22 protein-coding genes and 3 pseudogenes are annotated in these 20149 nt (G+C 58.4%); 6 read left to right on the forward strand and 19 right to left on the reverse strand.

Features of this window, described 5'->3' with window-relative positions; translation table 11 throughout:
* Positions 1 to 77 precede the first annotated feature (77 nt).
* From BI364_RS06835 to BI364_RS06850, 3 genes and pseudogenes are all read right to left on the reverse strand, one after another.
* A complete protein-coding gene (locus BI364_RS06835) occupies positions 78 to 443 on the reverse strand; it encodes a hypothetical protein (RefSeq protein WP_070078096.1) in 366 nt (121 codons plus the stop codon).
* Between the two features lie 304 nt (positions 444 to 747).
* Positions 748 to 1782, reverse strand: coding sequence for an IS630 family transposase (locus BI364_RS06840; RefSeq protein WP_070078097.1), 1035 nt, complete (start codon positions 1780 to 1782; stop codon positions 748 to 750).
* 1033 nt (positions 1783 to 2815) lie between these two features.
* Positions 2816 to 3250, reverse strand: a pseudogene (locus tag BI364_RS06850) (ISL3 family transposase); the annotation flags it as partial.
* A 67-nt stretch (positions 3251 to 3317) separates the two neighbouring features.
* On the opposite strand from BI364_RS06850, the pseudogene BI364_RS06855 reads away from it, so the two are divergent.
* Positions 3318 to 4356 (forward strand): annotated as a pseudogene (locus BI364_RS06855) (IS630 family transposase).
* Here BI364_RS06855 and BI364_RS06860 read toward each other — a convergent pair.
* Entirely contained in the window at positions 4313 to 4726 is a 414-nt protein-coding gene (locus BI364_RS06860; RefSeq protein ID WP_070078100.1) for a hypothetical protein, read from the reverse strand. The pseudogene BI364_RS06855 and the gene BI364_RS06860 sit on opposite strands and share 44 nt — an antisense overlap.
* Before the next feature lie 112 nt (positions 4727 to 4838).
* On the reverse strand, positions 4839 to 6284 hold the full coding sequence (locus BI364_RS06865; RefSeq protein WP_070078101.1) for an RNA-guided endonuclease InsQ/TnpB family protein: 1446 nt from the start codon (positions 6282 to 6284) through the stop codon (positions 4839 to 4841).
* 36 nt (positions 6285 to 6320) lie between these two features.
* Between BI364_RS06865 and tnpA (BI364_RS06870) the strand changes: the two genes are divergently transcribed.
* The gene (tnpA, locus tag BI364_RS06870) at positions 6321 to 6776 is read left to right on the forward strand and encodes an IS200/IS605 family transposase (protein WP_070078102.1); all 456 of its coding nucleotides are present in this window, start codon (positions 6321 to 6323) and stop codon (positions 6774 to 6776) included.
* A 184-nt stretch (positions 6777 to 6960) separates the two neighbouring features.
* Here the strand turns inward: tnpA (BI364_RS06870) and BI364_RS06875 are convergent, their stop codons facing one another.
* The 5 genes from BI364_RS06875 to BI364_RS06895 form a co-directional block, all read right to left on the reverse strand.
* Positions 6961 to 7281, reverse strand: coding sequence for a helix-turn-helix transcriptional regulator (locus BI364_RS06875; RefSeq protein ID WP_083251213.1), 321 nt, complete (start codon positions 7279 to 7281; stop codon positions 6961 to 6963).
* 366 nt (positions 7282 to 7647) lie between these two features.
* The gene (locus BI364_RS06880) at positions 7648 to 8472 is read right to left on the reverse strand and encodes a metallophosphoesterase (RefSeq protein WP_070078103.1); all 825 of its coding nucleotides are present in this window, start codon (positions 8470 to 8472) and stop codon (positions 7648 to 7650) included.
* Positions 8473 to 8476: 4 nt separating this feature from the next.
* Positions 8477 to 8689: a hypothetical protein gene (locus BI364_RS06885; protein WP_070078104.1), complete on the reverse strand. Its 213-nt coding sequence runs from the start codon at positions 8687 to 8689 to the stop codon at positions 8477 to 8479.
* Entirely contained in the window at positions 8682 to 8897 is a 216-nt protein-coding gene (locus BI364_RS06890) for a hypothetical protein (protein ID WP_070078105.1), read from the reverse strand. Before BI364_RS06890 ends, BI364_RS06885 begins: the two co-directional genes overlap by 8 nt.
* A gap of 116 nt (positions 8898 to 9013) precedes the next feature.
* Positions 9014 to 10234 (reverse strand): RNA-guided endonuclease InsQ/TnpB family protein, encoded by a 1221-nt coding sequence (locus tag BI364_RS06895; protein ID WP_070078106.1) that lies wholly within the window; start codon positions 10232 to 10234, stop codon positions 9014 to 9016.
* A gap of 23 nt (positions 10235 to 10257) precedes the next feature.
* Here BI364_RS06895 and tnpA (BI364_RS06900) point away from each other — a divergent pair, with 23 nt between their 5' ends.
* Positions 10258 to 10671: an IS200/IS605 family transposase gene (gene tnpA / locus BI364_RS06900; RefSeq protein WP_083251214.1), complete on the forward strand. Its 414-nt coding sequence runs from the start codon at positions 10258 to 10260 to the stop codon at positions 10669 to 10671.
* A 27-nt stretch (positions 10672 to 10698) separates the two neighbouring features.
* On the opposite strand, the gene BI364_RS06905 is transcribed toward tnpA (BI364_RS06900), so the two are convergent.
* From BI364_RS06905 to BI364_RS18285, 6 genes are all read right to left on the reverse strand, one after another.
* Complete coding sequence (locus BI364_RS06905; RefSeq protein ID WP_083251215.1) at positions 10699 to 11169, reverse strand: disulfide bond formation protein B; 471 nt, start codon at positions 11167 to 11169, stop codon at positions 10699 to 10701.
* A 4-nt stretch (positions 11170 to 11173) separates the two neighbouring features.
* On the reverse strand, positions 11174 to 11530 hold the full coding sequence (locus tag BI364_RS06910; protein ID WP_070078108.1) for a hypothetical protein: 357 nt from the start codon (positions 11528 to 11530) through the stop codon (positions 11174 to 11176).
* 27 nt (positions 11531 to 11557) lie between these two features.
* Positions 11558 to 12295, reverse strand: coding sequence for a lytic transglycosylase domain-containing protein (locus BI364_RS17290; RefSeq protein WP_197495921.1), 738 nt, complete (start codon positions 12293 to 12295; stop codon positions 11558 to 11560).
* 37 nt (positions 12296 to 12332) lie between these two features.
* The gene (locus BI364_RS18280) at positions 12333 to 12950 is read right to left on the reverse strand and encodes a DUF6475 domain-containing protein (RefSeq protein WP_070078111.1); all 618 of its coding nucleotides are present in this window, start codon (positions 12948 to 12950) and stop codon (positions 12333 to 12335) included.
* A gap of 50 nt (positions 12951 to 13000) precedes the next feature.
* Positions 13001 to 14566, reverse strand: coding sequence for a hypothetical protein (locus BI364_RS06930; protein ID WP_070078112.1), 1566 nt, complete (start codon positions 14564 to 14566; stop codon positions 13001 to 13003).
* 531 nt (positions 14567 to 15097) lie between these two features.
* A complete protein-coding gene (locus tag BI364_RS18285) occupies positions 15098 to 15385 on the reverse strand; it encodes a hypothetical protein (protein ID WP_197495923.1) in 288 nt (95 codons plus the stop codon).
* Between the two features lie 105 nt (positions 15386 to 15490).
* Between BI364_RS18285 and BI364_RS06935 the strand changes: the two genes are divergently transcribed.
* Both BI364_RS06935 and BI364_RS06940 read left to right on the forward strand, forming a co-directional pair.
* Positions 15491 to 15856 carry a toxin-antitoxin system TumE family protein gene (locus BI364_RS06935; protein WP_070078113.1) on the forward strand — a complete coding sequence of 122 codons (366 nt, stop codon included), beginning with the start codon at positions 15491 to 15493 and terminating at the stop codon, positions 15854 to 15856.
* A complete protein-coding gene (locus tag BI364_RS06940) occupies positions 15853 to 16203 on the forward strand; it encodes an HVO_A0114 family putative DNA-binding protein (RefSeq protein WP_070078114.1) in 351 nt (116 codons plus the stop codon). Before BI364_RS06935 ends, BI364_RS06940 begins: the two co-directional genes overlap by 4 nt.
* A 156-nt stretch (positions 16204 to 16359) precedes the next feature.
* On the opposite strand, the gene BI364_RS18905 is transcribed toward BI364_RS06940, so the two are convergent.
* The gene (locus BI364_RS18905; protein ID WP_322111776.1) at positions 16360 to 17046 is read right to left on the reverse strand and encodes an RNA-guided endonuclease InsQ/TnpB family protein; all 687 of its coding nucleotides are present in this window, start codon (positions 17044 to 17046) and stop codon (positions 16360 to 16362) included.
* Positions 16997 to 17581, reverse strand: a pseudogene (locus BI364_RS18910) (RNA-guided endonuclease InsQ/TnpB family protein); the annotation flags it as partial. The pseudogene BI364_RS18910 and the gene BI364_RS18905, both read right to left, overlap by 50 nt.
* A 23-nt stretch (positions 17582 to 17604) precedes the next feature.
* Here BI364_RS18910 and tnpA (BI364_RS06950) point away from each other — a divergent pair.
* Entirely contained in the window at positions 17605 to 18018 is a 414-nt protein-coding gene (gene tnpA / locus BI364_RS06950; protein ID WP_083251217.1) for an IS200/IS605 family transposase, read from the forward strand.
* Positions 18019 to 18089: 71 nt separating this feature from the next.
* Here tnpA (BI364_RS06950) and BI364_RS06955 read toward each other — a convergent pair whose 3' ends face one another.
* A complete protein-coding gene (locus BI364_RS06955; RefSeq protein WP_070078115.1) occupies positions 18090 to 20039 on the reverse strand; it encodes a DEAD/DEAH box helicase in 1950 nt (649 codons plus the stop codon).
* Positions 20040 to 20149: the final 110 nt, after the last annotated feature.

A 20149-nucleotide genomic window follows, 5' to 3' on the forward strand; every position in this document is an offset into this window, starting at 1 on the left:
AGACTCAAAAGCTGGTGCATGTAGTGCAAATTCCACTACATGCACCAGATAGCAGAACTCATGCTTAATTCTTCAGTTCAAAGATGATGATGACCCGTAGAGCGGGGGTTACAACCACAATTCTGGTGGTAACCCTTCTCGTTGAAGCCGATGACAGTCGTTTGAGCGGTGATGTCATTGTCTTTTAAAAATGATTGCTTCACGGGACGCACCCAATGCTCTCGTTTTTCCACGTCCGTCGTTTCCAGCAAAACCTCATCGTCCTCAAGATCAAAATGACAATGAAGTAGCGAGACTCCAAAACGCTCAAGGCAATTGTGCTTCTGGAGAACCTGGCGTATTTCCTCCAGGCACGCGGCATCCTCCTCATCAACGGGCCTGACATCAGCGATATGGTTCAAGGTGCTCCATTGCACGGAATTGACAACCAGTTGTTGGTTCATAACTTTATTCCTTAAGTTTCTCTCGGGATGAAAAAGCCGCTCGAATAGCGAGAGAGGACTATCAGGGCAGCGTGAAGTGCGCATCTGAGTTTCCAGTAAGTCAATCGCAAGCTTCAGAGGGTCGGTGCGTATTCTGGTGAACGTGAACGCCGGAACGGCGCGTTGTGCTGGTGGTTGATTTTTACTTCTGGCGTTCACGTTGGGTCAAGTTTTTTTGGTTTTTCGCATCGATTCTCCGGTTAAATCGATGCTGTGAGAGCCGGCGGTTCATCGAGAATTCATAAAAGCGGTCCACCCCCTTTACTCAGCAGTCAGTAATATAGGCAACACTTGGATGCCTGAAGAACGAGCGGATCAGATTCGGCTGCGCGGCCATGTTGGCGAGTTGAAACTGGATGCGATCTTCCAGACGTTCTCCGGCCCGCAACGGCCGGCGGGCATTGCCCGTGCGCTTGGCGTGGCTCCAGACCAGCTCGTCGGGATTGAGTTCGGGGGCATAGCCGGGCAGGAAGTGCAACGTCAACTTGCCCTTTGACTTGGCGACATACGTTTTGACGGCGCGGGTCTTGTGCGCAGGCAGATTATCGAGGATCAGATGCAGCGGCTTGCGTCGGCCGCGCATCAGGCGCTGCAGGAAGGTCACGAACAGGTCGCCGTTCAAGCCGCCTTTGTAAGTCGCGAACCAGAACGCCCCCTTGGCACTGACCGCCGAGGCGGCACTGATCCCTTGCCGTTGTCCGGGCACCGAGACGACCGGCGTGTGTCCTTTGGCGCCCCAGGTCTTGCCGTGCACCGAGTCGGCACGAAAACCTGACTCGTCCCAAAAATAGATATCGGCCTTGTCCCGCTTGGCTTGGCGAGCAATCGCCGGATAGGTTTCCCGTTGCCAGCGCTCGATCGCGTCAGGGTCCCTCTGATACGCACGCTGGAGTGGCTTTTGCGCAGTCAAGCCGACCCGCGCCAGCAACGCGCCCACTGAGGCCAAGCTCAGCGAAACGCCCAATCGCTGTGCGATCAGTTCGCGCACGATCTGGCGTGTCCATAAACCGAAGTCGAAGCCATACTGCCGCGGGTTCTTGCCGTTGACCCACCGGAACACTTGCCGTCCTTGGGCATCGGTCAACTTCCGGCGCCGCCCGGGGGCCCGCCGCAACTGCAGGGCCCGCTTGCCTTGGCCGCGCCCGCGCGCCTTCAGCCGTACCTTGTACGCCCAAGTCCGGTGCATCCCGAACGACGCCGAGACCGCTGCCGGCGATTCGCCTTCCACCATCCGCTCCAGCGCCATGAAGCGCATCGCTTCCAGCGTCTCGCGGGTCAATGTCCGTCCATCGTTCTTCATACCCAATTATGACCAAAGTCGACGCCATTTGTTCCCTAATCTACTGACTTATGAGTAAACAAAGACTTTTTCGATACCAAACATATCCTGGAGGATGACATGTTTTCTAACCAACTGAATTTATTCGATAGTTAATCGGGCAGTAGCGTATAACAATAAAACGTTACTAATTGCTCTAGGGTGCCTCTTGCTTATCAACAGGATCTGATATTAATTAGGTTGCTGCAGATGAAACCCATTATTCGAGAGGCTGCGGCTTGACTACTTGCTTGTGTTGTATTTCGCGGATCGTCTTTTGAATGTCAGCAATCGTCAAAAATGCACCTAACACAACTACGCAAAATATGAAAGACACTACTAGCCCTCCGAGTGCTTCGATGAATCCGTGCCCTACTACCCATCCTCCGATAAAGCCACAGATCAAAATCAGCCAGATTGCAACTTCTAGAAGTACCGCGTACGAGGACACAATGATTTTGCTAAGCGGCATATTCATTTTAACCCCTCATTATTTATATATTCCGGCTAAACTTGCATAGCTTTGTTCTGACTTACGAAGATTTCTGATGGAAGGAAACATTCAGATTACCCAGGTCCCGGTCTTGATGAATCTGAATTTCAGTCAAGCAAAACTGATGTAATTCAAGGCAGCATAAATTTTCCGAAGGCGGCTATTCAAAATCGAAAGCGATTTCCATGCCAATTTTATAACAAGCTTTAAAACCTCTTGTTTTATGGTGGTTGGATACGTTTTGATCAGTATCAGTCATCCTCTTCTTTTGTTTTCCGCCAGACTTTTCGACACCCTCATATGGGGGTATTATTGACGTAACTGATTATTTTATTTGTGAAAATAGACCGTCTACCTAGAGTCCATAAGCCATTCGGAGTGTAAAGATTTATAACACCCACTTATCAGGTCCAGCGTGGAAGCCACAGGCAGGATTCGACAAGAGGTGCTTGTTTACTTTATGTGCCTGCTCATTCGAGCACTTGTCTTTTTGGGTATCCGGAAGATCGTGTTGATACGGGTCTAGAGATCGCCGGTTTCAATCAAGGATATCAATGTTGATATCTGAGCGCCGTAGTTGGTTTCTCGTTCGATGTCGATAATCCTTGAAAAGGTTTTGTACGCGAACATCGAGTCTTCCATCGTTGCTCTTCGCTTGGGATATTTGGGTTTCTTGACTGTATGTACCCCTTCGGTGAAAAGGATCTTTGCCCGAAGCGCCTCGAAGCTATAGCCGCGCCCAAGACGATTCATCACCCGAATCAGGTTGTTCAGACTTTCCGTATAGGCGTTGGTGATCGGGTGATCGAAGTAGTTGAAGATCTCCGTGTGCCAGTTACCGATGGCCGTGAGAATCGGCTTGAAGGCATCTCTCATCTCATCGGATAGACTCCCACACCAGATCTCATAAGCACTTTCCGCGTCAGGCCGGTTGTCCATATCCCAGATGCCATAAAAAGCTTCCTTATAGACTCGGCACGATTAATCCGTGAACTTTAAGGTGCGGTGATGTGTCTCATTGGTCATGGAAAAAGAAGACGCCCGCAAGCAGTCGCGAGAAGTACTGCACGAGAGACGCAAGCAAGTCATCCGCCTGTACCGCAAGGGAATGCCCGTGATGCGAATTGTTGAGCATAGCGGCCTGAGTTGGTATGCCGTGAACGCTGCGATCACCGCTTATTCAACTGCGGGGGCGGTGGCCCTCAAGCCTGCTGCGCGCGGCAAGAAACAAGGAAGCGGACGCAGATTGAGCGGATCGCAAGAAATGGCTGTACGGCAAATCATTTGCGACAAGCGGCCGGAACAGCTGAAGATGGAATTTGCGCTGTGGAACCGGGCAGCGGTTATGCAGCTGATTGAGCGCGAATGCGGCATCAAGCTATCTGTACGGGGTGTTGGCAATTACCTCAAGCGCTGGGGATTCACCCCGCAAAAGCCGATCAAGAAGGCTTACGAGCAACGTCCGGAGGCAGTTCAGAACTGGCTGGAAGAGGAATACCCCGCCATCGAGAAACGCGCCAAGACTGAGGGTGCCGAGATTCATTGGGGCGACGAGACGGCGGTGGTGAACACCGATGTACGTGGTCGCAGCTACGCACCGGCTGGAAAAACACCGGTGACTTTTGCGGTGGGCGGCACGCGCCAGAAACTGTCGATGATCGCCACCGTGACCAACCAGGGCAAGACGCGCTGGATGATTATTGATGAGGCGTTCAATGCGGACAGGCTCATCGAATTTTTGGGTGCTTTGATCAAAGACGCGGGACGCAAAGTGTTTTTGATTCTCGACAATCTGCGGGTACATCACAGCAAGGTGGTTAAGGCCTGGGTTGCTGATCGCACAGACAAGATCGAGTTGTTTTACCTGCCCAGCTACAGTCCTGAACTGAACCCGGAGGAGCGGCTCAATGCGGATTTAAAACAAGCGATTTATACAAAAAGTGTCGGCGCGCACCAAAGCCAAACTGAAGGCCGCAACCGCCGAATAGAGGCAGACCTTGGAGGGCTCGCCAGAGCGCGTTAAAATGTATTTCCAGGACCCGCGCGTGAAGTATGCCGCTTAATACTATTTGCTGGCCGGATCAATACTGACTGCTGAGTAATGTTCGTTTGCGGCGACCCGGTCCCGCCCTTGCGCCGCGACGGCAGCTTTTCCCACAGGTCGGGATCGTGATCGCGTGCGTCGATGGCGTAGCGGTGATAGCGCAGTCCACCGTCGGCAGCCGGACGGTAGAATCCCCAGCCTTTGATCCGCGCCCCATGAGAAAATAGGGTCCAGGCTTCGCCGCTGGCCGGCAGGATAATGCGGTGCCGCGTTCCGCCGTCGATACGGTTGATGCGCAGTGGCCAGAACCGGCGTCGGCTTTCAAACAGGCTGCCAGCCTGCTGACGAATTTCGAGATAGACGCCGGAAAGGATCAGCGAACGGGACACGCGCCAGGGGTGGTCATGCAGCCCGCGATCCGGATCGGACGCCAGAAAACGGTGCAGGTACCAGGTCTGGCCGAGGAAGCGGCCCAGATAATAACGATGAAGTCTCCCACCGCTAAATCCCCGAGGGGTTTGTAGCGGGGGTTTCCTGGGTCAACGACCAGAGCACACGGGTGTTGCCACCCATGCGACTTACCACGGTCTTACCGGGCGTCGATTGCGTTCCCGCAACCGGTTCGGAGCCTTCCGCCCCTACCTTGTTTCGTTTGATCGCACACCGTTTTTTCTCTTTCCGAACACACTTTCCTGACAGCAGTTGCCGGACACCGCGCAGGGCGATGACATTGGCCGCATTGTGGTCAGCATGGTCGGTGTTTCCGCAGCGTTGGCAGACGAATTCGGATTGAGAAATCCGATTGTCTGGGTGAACGTGGCCGCAAGCGGCACATTCCTGCGAAGAATAAAACGGCGGCACTTCGATAACCAGCTTGCCTTGGCGGCGAGCTTTGTATTGCAGATAGATTTTCGTCTGGCCCCATGTTGAGGCCAGAATGGATTTGTTGAGACCCGACTTGGCAGATGCGCCGTTTTTGATCCAGCGCCCGCGTTCGTCTTGCTTGGGCTTTGCTCGCCTGGTCATGTTCGTGACCTTGAGCGCTTCGAACGCAAACAGCTTGTAGCGCGGATCGTTAGCCAACGTGCAGCTTGTTTTATGCGCCACATCGCGGCGCACATCGCCGCCATAGCGCTGATACCGAGCCACCTTGCGCTTGGCCTGGAACCAACCTGCCGACCCTTTGGTTCGTCGAGCCTGACGCCGCTGCCAGCGTTTTTTGTGGCGTTCTTGTGCTGCAAGTCGTTGCTTCTGTATGTCGGAGAAGTCGAATTTTTGCAAGTCACTGCCGGCCAACGGCAAAGCCACTCCCCGGTCCAGCCCGACCGTCATGGCTCGCAATTCGGACTCATCGAACTGCGTCAGGTAGTCGGTCGTTTCCCTATCCGTCGGCTCAGGCATGCCGTCATCGTAATTGAACGACACATGCCAGCGTCCGGCGTGAATACTAAGGTGCAGCGAGGCGGGAAGCCGGTATTCCTTGTGTGCTTTAAACGCGATGATCCCGACCGGAAACTTTTGGGTGCCCAAGTGAAGTTGATGGCCGGTGATTTCACCCGTTTCCGCATCGACCATGGGTACGAACTCGAACAGCTCCGAGGTGATCCACACGGATTGCTTGCCATGGCGCCGGTGGATGACCGGCCGCCCGCCCAGCTTGGAGAAATACCGGCCATAGGCTTGCTTCCACAACACTGCGCCGTTGCGTAGTACCACGCTGGGCACGTCGCTGAGCCAAGGTGTGAGTTCCGTCTTGAACTGGGCGTACTGTTGGTCCATCGGCACGCACTGACCGACATGCTGCAAAGATTTGCATGCAAAACGGCGGAAATACTGATCCTCCCGCACCTTGGCGTTATAGATGTGTCGCTGGCAGCCAATCCACTGCAACAGGATTTTCTCCTGTGCCTTGGTTGGGTAACAGCGAAAACGATTGCCGATTTGCATAAATGATATGCTACCAAAATGCGTTAAGACGCAAGTATGGAAAACAACAATAAATCAAGCTCGCACGCAGTTTTTAACATTAAGCTGCATATCGTTTTCGTGACGAAGTATCGCCGCAAGACGCTGGCGCCGGAGCTGCTGGATTACCTCAAGGAGGCGTTTGCCGATTGCCTCACCGCCTGGCGCTGCAAGCTGGTGGAGTTTGGCGGCGAGCCGGATCACGTCCACTTGCTGATCGACATCCATCCGGCGCTGGATATTTCGGTGCTGATCAACAATCTCAAGACCGCAAGCGCCCGCCGTGCCCGGAACCGCTTTGCCGAACATCTCGCGCCGTTCTACAAAAAACCGCTGTTCTGGCACCGTGCCTACTTCGTCGGCAGTGTCGGGAGAGCTACGCTTGAGACGGTTCGCGCTTATGTAGATGCGCAGGGAACCGAAGAACATGCCAGAAAAGCAAAGGCCAGGTCAAAAACCAAACCGTCCGCTTGACCCCCTCTTGGCGCAAGGCTGGTTTTGTACTCGCCCAAGAGGGGGAATGCGCGGACAGGTGTTCAAGATAAGGCTCGCCTTGATCTCCCCGGATGGCACGGAAGGGCAGACGGCTCGCGACGGCAAGATACAGCCAGCGGCCGAAACCGCGATCGGGGCGTCATCGCGCCAGTGTTGCGCCGGATCAGCCATGGCGTTTGTCCCGATGGGCTTCCGCCCAGGCGATGATTTCCACGGCTTTCCAGCGCAGCAAGCCGCGTGGCTTGCCGGTCTGCGCGGTCGCGGTCTTGGCCTGTGCGGACGGAATGCGTATCGGCGCGGGAAAGCCTGGCAGGGCCGCGTAGCGTTCGGCTACCTGCCTGCGGCCCACCTTGAGATAGGCCGCCACCTCGTCGGGTCCCCACAGGTCGATGCGCAACGGCACGCGCGGCTCGATCAGTCCGGCGACGGCCGCCGCGAGCGCCTGGATATCGACGTTGGTTGATTCGGTTCCCATGTCCAGCATGATCCGATCCTTTCAACAAGCTGTTGCGCCCGAATAACCGCGAAATAAGGCCTTTTTCGCGAAAGAGCGCACAATGAAATGGAAGTCGGAATCCAGTTTCCGCGATCTCAAGGAAACGCAAGTGGATAGCGCAAAGCGCAACAGGAACAACCGCAGGGCGGGGGATTATTGATCCGGCCTGATTTATCCGTGATTCATGCTGCCTATTTTGCACTGCGTATTGGAAGGCCTTTTCCACCCGTTCGGACTATTTTTCCCACCGACCGCATGTGCTCAGTTGCAACAGCTTTCAACTTGGCCGCAGTGCGCAAATCACGGATAAATCAGGCCGGATCAATAGCGAGGGGGCGGAGGTTGGTACGGAACTCAAATATCGATCGTTTTCAGCGCGTCAAAACCACCCGGCACGGCCTCGCCCGGGTATCCGGCCTGGTTGCTGAGCAGACGGGTTTGGTTATGCCGGATATCGACATTCGCGTGCGTATGGCCCCATATCCAGACATCGGCATCGGGCAGCAGATGTGATAGTTCCGATGCGAAGCCGCCCGTCGACAACCCGAGCGGGTATCCTGGGTGCATGGAGGCATCGATGCACGGGGCATGATGCGTGATGACCACGGTTTTCCCATCGAAAGGCTGCGTGAGCATCGTTTCGAGAAAGTAACGCGCCTCGACGTGTTTCTCGAGGGCCTGAGCGGCATCGAAGGGAACTCGGCCCTGCGGCGTATCGATTGAAATCCTGCGCGAATCGTTCAGATAGCGGTTGGCCACCGCCATTGCGTCTGCTCGCGTCTCGCCTGCAGCAGCGTCGACGCCGGCCGCAAAATCGCTCCAGAGCGTGGTTCCAAGAAAACGCACGCCGTTCATAACCAGCGCTTCATCATGAAGGACATAAATGGGTGTGCCCGAGAAAAACCTATAAAGATTCTCAAGCGCTTCGTGGTATTCGCAGCCGTAAAACTCGTGGTTCCCGGGCACATACACAAAGGGACGATCAGCCGCCCGCGCGACATTGCCGAGCCAGCGCATCAGATCCGGACGTGCAGCGCTAAGGATATCGCCCGCCAGGACGACCAGATCGGCGTCATCGGCAACGCGCAATGGACTGTCGGCCCCATCCGGAACCGGCTTTGGCCGGTCGGCTCGCAGCGCAATCTCAAGGTGCAGATCCGAGAGTACCTGGACGCGCATGGAATCAGATCAGGAAGAAAGCGGCAATGCCAGCGCAAAAGGCCAGGGCCGCGCTCAGCGTCGCTATCAGGAGGTCCAGTTCGCGCTGCCGTTCTTCGGACCAAATCCCGGCGTTATGCTGTTTCTGTGGCTTGGGAGCAGGCATCGGGCCTGCGATCATCTGACGCTCCAGTGCCGGCAGGGTTCTGTTGCGTGCATCGGTTTTCTGCTCAGCCATCAATATAACCTCTTTCCATGACCGCGCGCGCCAACAGACCGGCATCGTGCGGTGTCCACAAATCAAAAGCATAACGCTCGGCCAGCACATCGCAGGCCGCCCGAAACAAGCCGTCCCAGGGATTGAAGCGTTCCTCGACCAACGAAACCAGTGTCTCCATCTCTTGGTCGCTCAGTCCATCGAAGAACAGGGATCGCGGATCGATCATGGCGCGCCCGTATCGTTCAGACCGGCGATCTCGATGGCAGTCGAGATTTTGACATCCTCCCCGCCCTTGGCCTTCGGCCACCGCTTGCGCGGGAAGGGCGGAGATTCCTACGGCGCTCAGGCGTGGCATTGAACCGCTCCTGAGTCGCTTCGGTGGGTTCCTGCTGCTGGCGGCATTACGGCACCGCTCACTTCACAGGCGAACCGGGCGTGTCCCGCCCTTAGCACATTGATCGCGCCGACGACATCGGCGTTGTCCTCGAAGCCGCATTCGACGCAGAGGAATTGCGCCTGCGTCTGGCGGTTGTCTGCCGAGACATGGCCGCAGCACGGACAAGTCCGACTGGTGTACTGCGGCGGCACGGCAACGAGCCACCCGCCGCTCCACGCCAGCTTGTAGTCCAGTTGGCGGCGGAACTCGAACCAGCCCTGATCGAGGATGGATTTGTTCAGGCCAGACTTGGCCCGAACATTCCTGCCCGGTTTTTCGGTGTTACCAGCCGCCGACGTGGACATGTTCCGTACCTGCAAGTCCTCGATACACACCATCGCGTGGTTTTGGCTGATCGCGGTCGAGGTCTTGTGCAGGAAGTCGCGGCGGGCGTTGCCGATCCGGGAATGAATGCGCTGGACTCGGGCCTTGGCCTTCTTCCAGTTGTTGCTGAACTTCTGTTTGCGGCTCATGGCCTGCTGCGCTTTGCGCAACCTGTCCTGATGCCGCTTGAAGCTGTTGAGTGGCGCGAAGAACGTGCCGTCCGAGAGCGTGGCGAACCGCGCCACGCCCATGTCGATGCCAACCGCATCGCCGGTCGGAATGGGCCGCTCGACCTCGCGCGCGGTCTGGATCGACACAAACCACTTGCCGCAGGACTGGCTCACGGTGACGTTCTTCACCGCGCCGAGCACATCCCGGCTGTTGCGGTAGCGCAGCCATCCCAGCTTGGGCAGGAACACGCGGCTATTGACCTGATCGAGCTTGATCTGTTTCGGGTCGGGGTAGCGGAAACTGTCGCCCTGTCCCTTTTTCTTGAAACGCGGGAAATCGGCCCGTTTGGCAAAGAAGTTGGAATAGGCCCGTTCCAAGTCCTTGAGCGTCTGTTGCAGCGGGTGAATCGGCGCATCGGAGAGCCAGGGCGTTTCCGCGCCGTTGCGCCAGGCGGTGAGTTCCTTGCACAGGCCCGCATAGCCGAGCTTCTTCTCGCCTTGCTCGTAGCGTTCTTTCTGCAACGCCAGCGCCTTGTTGAATACGAACCGGCACGATCCGGCGAAGCGGCGCATCTGGCGCTGCTGCTCGCCGGTCGGCATCAGTTCGTATTTGAAGGCCTGGAGACGCTGCATGTCCTGAATTAGACTCTTGGTCTATGAGCGATAACAATGATATTCGGCGCGGACGACACTGCGTATTCAAGATGCACGTTCACTTGGTCTTTGTGGCGAAGTATCGCCGCAAAGTGTTTGATGGCGACGCCATCGACCGGTTGCGCATCATCTTCGCCAAGACCTGCGACGACTTCGAGGCGCAACTGATCGAGATGGACGGCGAGGACGATCATGTGCATCTGCTGGTCGAGTACCCGCCCAAGGTCGCCGTCTCCCATCTCGTGAACAGCCTCAAGGGCGTTTCCAGCCGCCTGCTGCGCAAGGAGCGACCCGATATCCAGAAACGCTACTGGCGTGGCGTTCTCTGGTCGCCGTCTTACTTCGCCTCATCTTGCGGTGGAGCGCCAATCTCCATCGTGCGGCAGTACATCGAACAGCAGCAGACGCCACACTAAAACTCAAGGACGGCTACGCCGTCCGCGCTATCCTTCCCCGCCCTGAACGGCGGGGCTTGTCGCGCACCGGGTCAGCTGCACCAGGAATATGGCGACGCCCCAGGCGGCCAACGGAAATCCCAGCCAGAGATGCGCGCCGGCGATGGCGCAATTCGGCGCAGCGCCAGCGATCTGCAGGGGGCATACGGGGGCACCGGAGGCAACCTCGCTATATTGAAATCGCGCGGACAGCAGTCCGCCCAGGGCGCCCACAAAAGCCACGCGGCTGCACCAGGCGCAAGGTTTTGCGAAAAACCCGCGGTACCCCAGCCCGACGCCGATCGCCAGCAGGCAGCCGCGCTGCACCCAGCACAGGGAACAGGGCTGCCATCCCACGAACCATTCCATTGAAAAGGCCGCGAGCAAGGCCATAAAGCCGATTCCAAATCCAAACAAAGCCAGTAGCCGGGATGTGTCGAATGCGCGCCGAGGCGATACCAGTCCTACATGAAATCTCATGTGATTATCCTTCCTGCGACAGCAAAACCCTGGATTCGGTCAGCGCGCGGCTGAGCAGACGGCGCCGCAGGATCAGAAAGCCCAACGGGGGCAATCCGCGCGCCAGCATGAGCGGCATGAACAGCAGCCGCCAGAACGGGTTGAGACGCCGTTCGACAACCGTGATCGTCAGGCTGCCGTTTTCGAGGCTAAACGTATACTCGAACGCCGAGATACGGCGTCCCGCCAGCAGGCCGTGTCGCCCAAAACGGCGGGCGAAAATGTTGCCGAATGCTTCGAGCGTGCGTTCGTTGATGGGGCTATCGGACGCATCGGCCATGATGACCGCCTTGCCGATTTCATCGTCGTCAATATCGTTCATCGAACAATTCTCCTTCTCACTCAATATTCAGTCGCCGGCATCGGCCAGCAGGATCTGACCGCTGGCATCGAACCCGTGGTTTATCGCAAATCGCATGACGCGCGTCGCGTACTGCACGCCGGCGCCGAGGGCATAGCCTGCGTGATACGCTTCGACGGCTTGCCACCAGTCGCCATAGCGCCGGTAATCGCGCGACAGCACATAGGAGGCCGCGAGCACGTTGGCGCACACGTTGTCGCGCAGCGCGCTGCGTGTGATGCCGAACCGCCGGTGCAGGCGAGGAAGCCACACGCTGTTGACCTGCATGATCCCGAAATCGCGCGTGCCGTTGGCATCCACCCGCACGGTACCGGGCCTACCGCCTTCGACACGCGCGATGCCGGCGAGTACCTGCGCGGGGACATGCTCCATGCGCTGCTCGGCGCGCGCGCACGTCAAGAACGATCGGGCCGTCATTCGACCGAGCCTGGGCGGCGCAAGCGGCGCGCCCTGCGCGAAGCCGGAACCTCCACCCAGCGTCAAGCCGAACCATGCCAGCGTCAGGCATCCGGCTCGGGCAATCTGAACACCAAGGCCGCGACCAGCTTGCGATGCCGCGCGAAGGCTGAAAGTTCGCTGGTATCCAGCCAATCGAGACAGGTGTCTTTCCCGACACGCGAAACCGATGTTCGCCAGCGACCCGAGCCGACTCTGGCCGTTTCGACGCGGGTCGGACTGCCTTCCGGCCAAATAACAAGCGTTGCGCATTGGTTCGGTTGCCGCCATGTGCGCACCCGGGCTTGAAAAGTTTCGGATATGCATCTCAATGCCCCGCCTCCAGCGTTCGAACATCGCGGTCATACCAAATCGCTTCGCGATGCTCTGGATTGCCGGTCTCCAGCATCGGCACGGGTGCCTCGCACAGGTCCGGGAAACAGCTGGCAATCGCATCTCGTTCCTGAATGCCGGGCAAATGATCCGGTGGCTCGACGGCGCCGCCGTGGGCGACATAGGCGGCGTAGCGTTTGACGAACTCGCGCGCGGAAAAATCCAGTTCGCGCTCGCTCTGGTTGGCGCACAGCCTGATCCAGCCGCCCATGTCACGGATCACGCACAACGTGATGGGGTCGCCGCCGCAGATGGACCGATACGGACCGATGCTGCGGATCGTGCGTTCCACCGCGCTCCAGGCCCGCAGGGCGAGATCTTCGGTGCCGCCGCCCATGATCATGCGGATGATGTCCGCCGGCTTGGGCGGGAAGCGGCCGCCGTCCGGGTTACCGAAATGGCGCTCGATACCCCGCGTGACTTCGTCAAGGGACCAGCGCGACAACGCGGCAAAAGCGAGTTTCACCTCGACCGCCGTCGGCGTGCGCCCATAGGCGTCCTGGGTCCCAAACCAGATGGCGGCAAAGCGCTCGAAGTCCTGTTTTCCGTTCATCGCAAAAAACCTCCTGACGCCATTACCGCACGGGACCTGGATAACGCAACTCAGGGCGCGGTCGCGCTGAGCGATATCCCTTCGCGGACAAGCATTTCATCCATCTGTTCGGCAAACAGCGCGGCCAGTGCGGCTTCCGACCGTTGGCTCATTTGTCCTGCGCGTATGCCTTTGTTCGCCAGCGTGCCGGCCACTTCGTCGTCGCTGCGCCGACGTCCAGCCGGATCGACCGGACGGTTGGTGGCCCAACGGGTCCGCAGCGTTTCCGCATCCTTCACGAGCAAATCCATTGGGTGACAGCGCTGCGCATAGAAACCGCCTTGCCCGACGTACCATCGGGCGACCTGCGGGGCTTCGTCCGCGCCGATTCGCGATACCAGATGCGCGCACTGGCCGTTCGTCTTGGCGTTGCGAACGGGTTCTGCGCCATAACGTTGGGCGTAGGCGGCGGCGTAGGCTTCCCAGGTCAGGCTGGCCGGACTCTTGGGTTTTTCCCGGGTGGAGGGCGGGGCAGCTGACGGCGATTCCAGCGCAAAGTCTTCCGGCGCCTGAACGGATTCCTGCACCGGTGTCGTCGTCGGTTTTTGTTGCGCGTCCGTGAGGTTCGTTTCGGGCCTCGCCGCGTGTTCGGTTCGGCTGACATCGCGAGACAGCGCGGTTTCGGGTTCGGCCTGCGCCGGCGCATCGGCAGGATGGGGCTTGATAGTGGATTCGCTGCCAGCGGGCGACTCGGCCGCGGCCTCCGGCATCAGGCGACGTAACAGGTTGCTGGCATGCGTGGCAGCGGGTTTCGGGGCATCCTGGTCAATACCAGAGGCGCGGCGACGGGCATCCTGCGCCAGGATCGCTCGATCATGCTCGACGACCGTGATGCTGTTGTAGCGCCGCAGCGGGTCCCGGTACGGCTTTTCGTCCGAACCATTGGTACCATTAGCCGTCGGTGGCGCAGACGCATCGACGGTGACCGTTGTCTCGGCAACCGCTTCACACAAAGGCTTGTCGCGTTCACGCTGGGCGGGGCTGTCCGCGCCCGGTTGTTCGGCGCCCGGCTGCTGAGCCGGTTGCCGAACTGACGATGCGTACGAAGCATCGGGTTGCGCCGATGCGGTCGGCGCGAATGGCTGTTCAGCGTCTTGCCGTGCCGGCCGATCCGTCTTTTCCGAGGTCCTGCCGCCCGATGGCGGCGGAACGATGGGGGCAGGCTTTGCCGCCTTCTCCAGCGCTTGTACGGCCACCTCGTCGAGTCGCTCGCGATCGAGGTCCAGCAGTTCGAGGGCAAGGCTGCCCCGCACCACCGAGCTTGCGGGTAAATCCCGCCAAAGCCGCATGCGGCCTGTCGCCACGTTGGGATTCGCCGCTCGCCGGAGCATGCCGACCAGGTGATTGCGGTGCGTCTGCGGGCAATAGCGCACCAGTCCTGCGGACATGAGTTCCGAGAGTGCCCCCTGGTAGCGGTTTTCGTCGAGACCGAGATCGCCGATGGCGTACCAGGGTGGCACGCGCGGTGCGTTCAGCCGGTCCGTATGCGGCCCGGTGGCAAGATAGGCGCCCAGCAAGCGGGCGTCCTGCGGCAAATCAACGGCCCAGAGCTTGCGCATAAAGGTCGACACGGCCATGAAAGCACCTCCAGGTCAGGGTTTCGCTCAGTGGGTCGTACCGTTGTAAACCGGCAGATGACCGCCCGGATGCCGGAATAACCTAAAATCCGGAGCTTTTTCGCGATTTCCGTGACCAGCATGCCGATTTGCGGGAAAACGCAAGCTGATCGGACTGCGTGAACATCAAGACATCGAATAACCTGTATATCAAAATATCTCGATACCTAAATATCTAGAAGCTTGACGAGATACGCGCGCGCGTGCGCGGGCGCGGGCGCGGGCGCGGGCGCGCGATAAGTTATTACCCCTAAGAAGTTAAAAAAAAACCAAAGTCAAAATCAACGTCAAAGTCAAAACCAAAACCAAAACCAAAACCAAAACCCTCCGCCTCGCTTCGCTCGGCGCCAAGGGGGATTCGCTTCGCTCACCCCCTTGGGACCCCTGTATCCAACCTATGCCTCGATTTCTAAAACCAAAGGAACAGTTAAAACCGTTTCAACTGTTAAAGAGCGCACGCGAAATTCTCAAAAAAAATCAACAGTATGGGCGTCAAGGGGAACCGCTTCGAAACGGTTTGCTGAAACATTGCCCGTGCGTGTCGAACACAACGAAGATCATCAGAATGAAGATTCCCAGCTCAATCACTCGGAAGGCGATTGCGGAGCTTGAGGCCGGGAAGGGCAAGCGCTCGCCAGTGTCGATGGCCTGATGACGGAATTGCATGCGGACGATTGATCGCGCCTCCGCGCTCAAGCGTGACTGTTCTTTGGGCGGAACACGCCGGTTAGCTTGTGAAGTGAGCGGTGCGGTAATGCCGCCAGCAGCAGGAACACCCATCAAAGCGACTCAGGGGTGGCTTAGTGCCGCCCCAGAGCGCCGTGCATTTAGACTGGGAGATACTTGTCTAGTGCCAATTAATATCAGCTGATGATATAGTTAACTATGCGCGCAGATCATGGCATAGATACCCTGTTAGACCTGGATGGTCAGATCATCGATCAAGGCCGTGGGTATTGGGTCAAGTTCGAGGTTTGGCGCATCGAGGCAAGCTCTGCCGTTCCGCATGGTATCCGCTACTCCCTGACGCTCCACGAACCCTATGGCAAGAGGATTTTAGGGTACGACAACGCGCACGCAGTCAAACCGCCGAAGAAGTTCAAGTATGTGGGACGCATCCTTGCCCATGACCACAAACATCGTCATGTCTCTGACAAAGGTGTGCCCTATGAGTTTCAGGACGCCGCCCAGTTGCTGGCGGATTTTTTTGTAGACGTGGATCGCGTACTGAAAGAGGGTGAAAGCCAATGAAACAGATTGTTATCGGCATCATGCCGCAAGAACAGATTCGAGAGCGGATGCTGGCCATCGCGCGCGGTGAATACAAGCCGAAACCCAGCGAACCCAAAGTGTGGTTCACGTCCATGCGCTCCCTGGCCGAGGTGCTGAGCGACGACAACCGCGCACTGCTTAAAGTCATCATGGAAATCAAGCCGGAATCGATCTCTGCTTTGGCCGAGGCGACTGGCCGCAAGCAAGGCAATCTTTCCCGAACGCTGAAAATGCTGTCCAACTACGGCATTGTCGAAATGCGCCGCGAGAACCGTCATGTGAGGCCGATCGCGAAAGCGTCAAAATTCAGGATAGTGGCAGCGTGATGGGGATCGAGTGGCATCTGTTCGACTCAACTCAAGAACGGCCGAATCGGGAGCTTGTGCGCTGATGCCGATTCAGGCTCCAGATGGCAAGACCGCATCTTGTAGTGCACCGGTTGACATCCTCCCCGGCTTGAAGGCCGGAGATTCCTACGGCGCTCAGGCGCGGCATTGAGCCATTCCTGAGTCGCTTCGGTGGGTTCCTGCTGCTGGCGGCATTGCTGCACCGCTCACTACACAGGCGAACCGGGCGTGTCCCGCCCTTTTGATGTTGATCGCGCCGGCCACATCGGCGTTTTCCTCGAAACCGCATTCGACGCAAAGGAATTGCGCTTGCGTCTGCCGGTTGTCCGCCGAGATATGGCCGCAGCACGGACAGGTGCGGCTGGTGTACTGCGGCGGCACGGCGACCAGCCAGCCGCCGTTCCACGCCAGCTTGTAGTCCAGTTGACGACGGAACTCGAACCAGCCTTGGTCGAGGATGGATTTGTGCAGGCCGGATTTAGCCCGAACGTTACGGCCCGGTTTCTCGGTGGTTCCCGTCGCGGATCTCGACATGTTCCGAACCTGCAAGTCCTCGATACACACCATCGCGTGGTTTTGGCTGATCGTGGTCGTGGCTTTGTGCAAAAAGTCGCGGCGGGCGTTGCCGATGCGGGAATGGATACGCTGGACGCGGGCCTTCGCCTTCATCCAGTTGTTGCTGAATTTCACCTTGCGGCTCATCGCCTGCTGTGGCTTTGCGCAGGGCGGTTTCGTGCCGCTTGAAGCTATTGAGGGGTGCGTAGAACGTACCGTCCGAGAGCGTGGCAAAGCGGGCAATACCCATGTCGATGCCAACCGCATCGCCGGTCGGAATGGGCTGCGAAACCTCTCGCTCGGTCTGGATCGACACGAACCACTTCCCGCTGTTCTGCGACACAGTAATGTTCTTGACCGTGCCCAGCACTTCCCGGCTGTTGCGGTAGCGCAGCCAGCCGAGCTTGGGCAAGAACACGCGCCCGTTGTCCTGATCGAGCTTGATCTGCTTCGGATCGGGGTAGCGGAAGCTATCGGACTGGCCTTTCTTCTTGAAACGCGGGAAGTCGGCTCGTTTGGCGAAGAAATTGCTGTACGCCCGCTCCAGGTCCTTGAGCGTCTGTTGTAGTGGATGCACTGGCGCATCGGCCAACCACACGGTTCCCGTGTCGTTGCGCCACTCGGTGAGCAGCTTGCACAGGCCCGCATAGCCGAGCTTCTTCTCACCTTTCTCGTAGCGCTCTTTCTGCAACGCCAGCGCCTTGTTGAACACGAAGCGGCACGACCCCGCGAAGCGGCACATCTGGCGCTGCTGTTCACCGGTGGGCATCAATTCGTACTTGAAGGCTTGGAGGCGCTGCATGCGTTAAATCACACTCTTGGTCTATGAGCGATGACAGCGATATTCGACACGGACGGCACTGTGTTTTCAAGATGCACGTTCACTTGGTCTTTGTGGCGAAGTATCGCCGCAAAGTGTTCGACGGCGACGCCATCGACCGGCTGCGCATCATCTTCGCCAAGACCAGCGCCGACTTCGATGCGCGACTGATCGAAATGGATGGCGAGGACGATCATGTGCATCTGCTGGTCGAGTACCCACCCAAGGTCGCCGTCTCCAATCTCGTGAACAGCCTCAAGGGCGTGTCCAGCCGCCTGCTGCGCAAGGAGCGGCCAGACATCCAGAAACGCTACTGGAAAGGCGCACTGTGGTCGCCGTCCTACTTCGCATCAAGCTGCGGCGGTGCGCCGATTTCCATCGTGCGACAGTACATCGAACAGCAGCAGACGCCACACTAAAACCCCAGGACGGCAACAAAGTCCGCGCTATCCTTCCCCGCCCTGAACGGCGGGGCTTGTCGCGCACCGGGTCAAGCAATTTTCGCGGCAACCGCTTCCAGGGTATCGAAGCCTACATGCCGCCCGAAGAGAAACACGCCGTCGTCGCCCGATTGCCGGTTCGAATCGGCGGCAAGATTGCCATGGCCGCGCTGCCTCAGATCCGCTTCCGCAATCTCGAAGCCGTCGGTCGTGCGCGTCATGACATCTAGGCGCTGCAAGGTCTTTTCCTTCATCGGACGGGATAGATACAAATCGAACCAGCCTTCGCCGCCGTTGCGCGCCACGCGGCCACGCAGCTGGTGCAACTGGGTCAGCCCTAGCGTTTCCGGGTTCATCACCACAAGGCGTCGAACACCCGGCAGATCGATACCCACCTCGACGAGCGTGGTGGCTACGAGGATGCGGGCTTTACCGGACTTCATCGCCTCCATAGCCGCCCGGTTTTCGTCCTGATCCAGACCGCCATGCGCCAGCATGACTTGTCCCGGGAAATGACGCTCCCACAGATGAAACATGTCCTCGGCCGATTTGCGATCGCGCCCGGTGCCGGGTTCATTGGCGCCGGCCTTGCGCGGGTAGACGACGATGACCTGACTGCCGGATGTGCAGGTTTCGCGGATCTGTTGAAACAGTTTGGTCTGCTCGCCGGCTTGCCAGAGACGGGTGTGAATGGTCTTCTTGACCGGTCCGTCCCGCAATTTCGAAACCGTTAGCGCGCCAAAGCGAATCAGCGCCTGGGAGCGCGGAATGCAGGTTGCCGATGCTTCCAGCAGATGCGTGCCGTCGCCGACGAGCTTCTCCCGCTGTTCACGGGAAAACTTGTGCTGTTCGTCGACCACGACTAGATCCATGTGCCCGATTTCTCGATGCAACAGAGCCGTCGTGCCGACCAGTAATGGCGCATGGGTCAAATCGCTCGTGCTTTCTGTTGTGCCGGTCACGCAGACAGCGGCGACATCAGGCCACCAGCCGATGATGCGCTCGTGTACCTGCTCGGCCAGTCGCTCGTTCGGCAGCAGGATAGCCACGCGCCCTCCGCCGCGCACGACGGAGATGGCCGCCAGCGCGAAAACGGCCGTTTTGCCGGTTCCCACGTCACCGGATAGCAGACGGCGCATGGGTTGGAGCCTGGAAAGATCCTTGTGGATTTCCCCAACGGCAGTGCGCTGGTCCTTCGTGAGTGCGAAGCCGAGCGCCCTAGCTTGCGGTTCCCAGGGTGCGGGATTGTGCCACCGGGTCACGCCAAGATGTTGCGCGGCGCGAAGATCGCGCAGGGCATGCCAGGCGGCGAGTCTCTCCAGCACTTGCTGCGCAGCGCACCCCTCGGTCGGCGTTCGCGGACGATGAGCAAGCCAGAGCACCCGTTCCAGTGGAACCCGCATGGGAAGGCCTGACACCATGTGCCATTCGTTGATCTCCGACTCGCCCAGTTGAGCGCGAAGCCAGTTGGCGGCATCGGGCACCTGCGCCTTGAGTCGGTTCAGCACGTACCGGCGAACGACATCCGGCTCCAAACCCTGTTTGCCAGAGTAGATGGGACGAAGCTTGCCGACCCATTCAGGCGAAACGGGTTGAGTGCCCTTGAGGCGCAATGCGCGTCCCGCGAAGTCGAGCTTGCCGAATAGATGCACCCGGCAGCCTGACGGCAAAGTCCTACGCAGCGTATCGAGATCAGCCGCCGTACCGTAAAGAGTGAATTCAAGCGCGCGGCCGGCGTCATCCAGCATCTGACCGATCAGGCGAGGGTAGGGGCGGGTGTTGAGCACCGGCGCGCGGCTCAATACCCCATGCACGAGAACCATCTGCCCAACATCGCCGGACTTGAAATCGAATTGTGTTATGGGGTGCCGCAGGTCATCCCAACGGTGAGGCAGGAAGAGGGGTATCTGTCTTGCCTGCGTCAGCCCAAACGCGGCCAAGGGACCCACCGAACGGTTGTCCCTGGAAGCGTGACCGGGCTGAGTGGCCGCGGTGGACATGACTGGCATCCCGTGTCAAAAGTTTCTCAAACTTTATCAGACAGTTGCGTGAACGCAAGAATCATTCTCTCTTTCCCGCATACACGGGGGGAACGATGTTGAACGGTGAG

It is taken from the genome of Acidihalobacter yilgarnensis, from assembly GCF_001753245.1.
Lineage (GTDB): Bacteria > Pseudomonadota > Gammaproteobacteria > DSM-5130 > Acidihalobacteraceae > Acidihalobacter > Acidihalobacter yilgarnensis.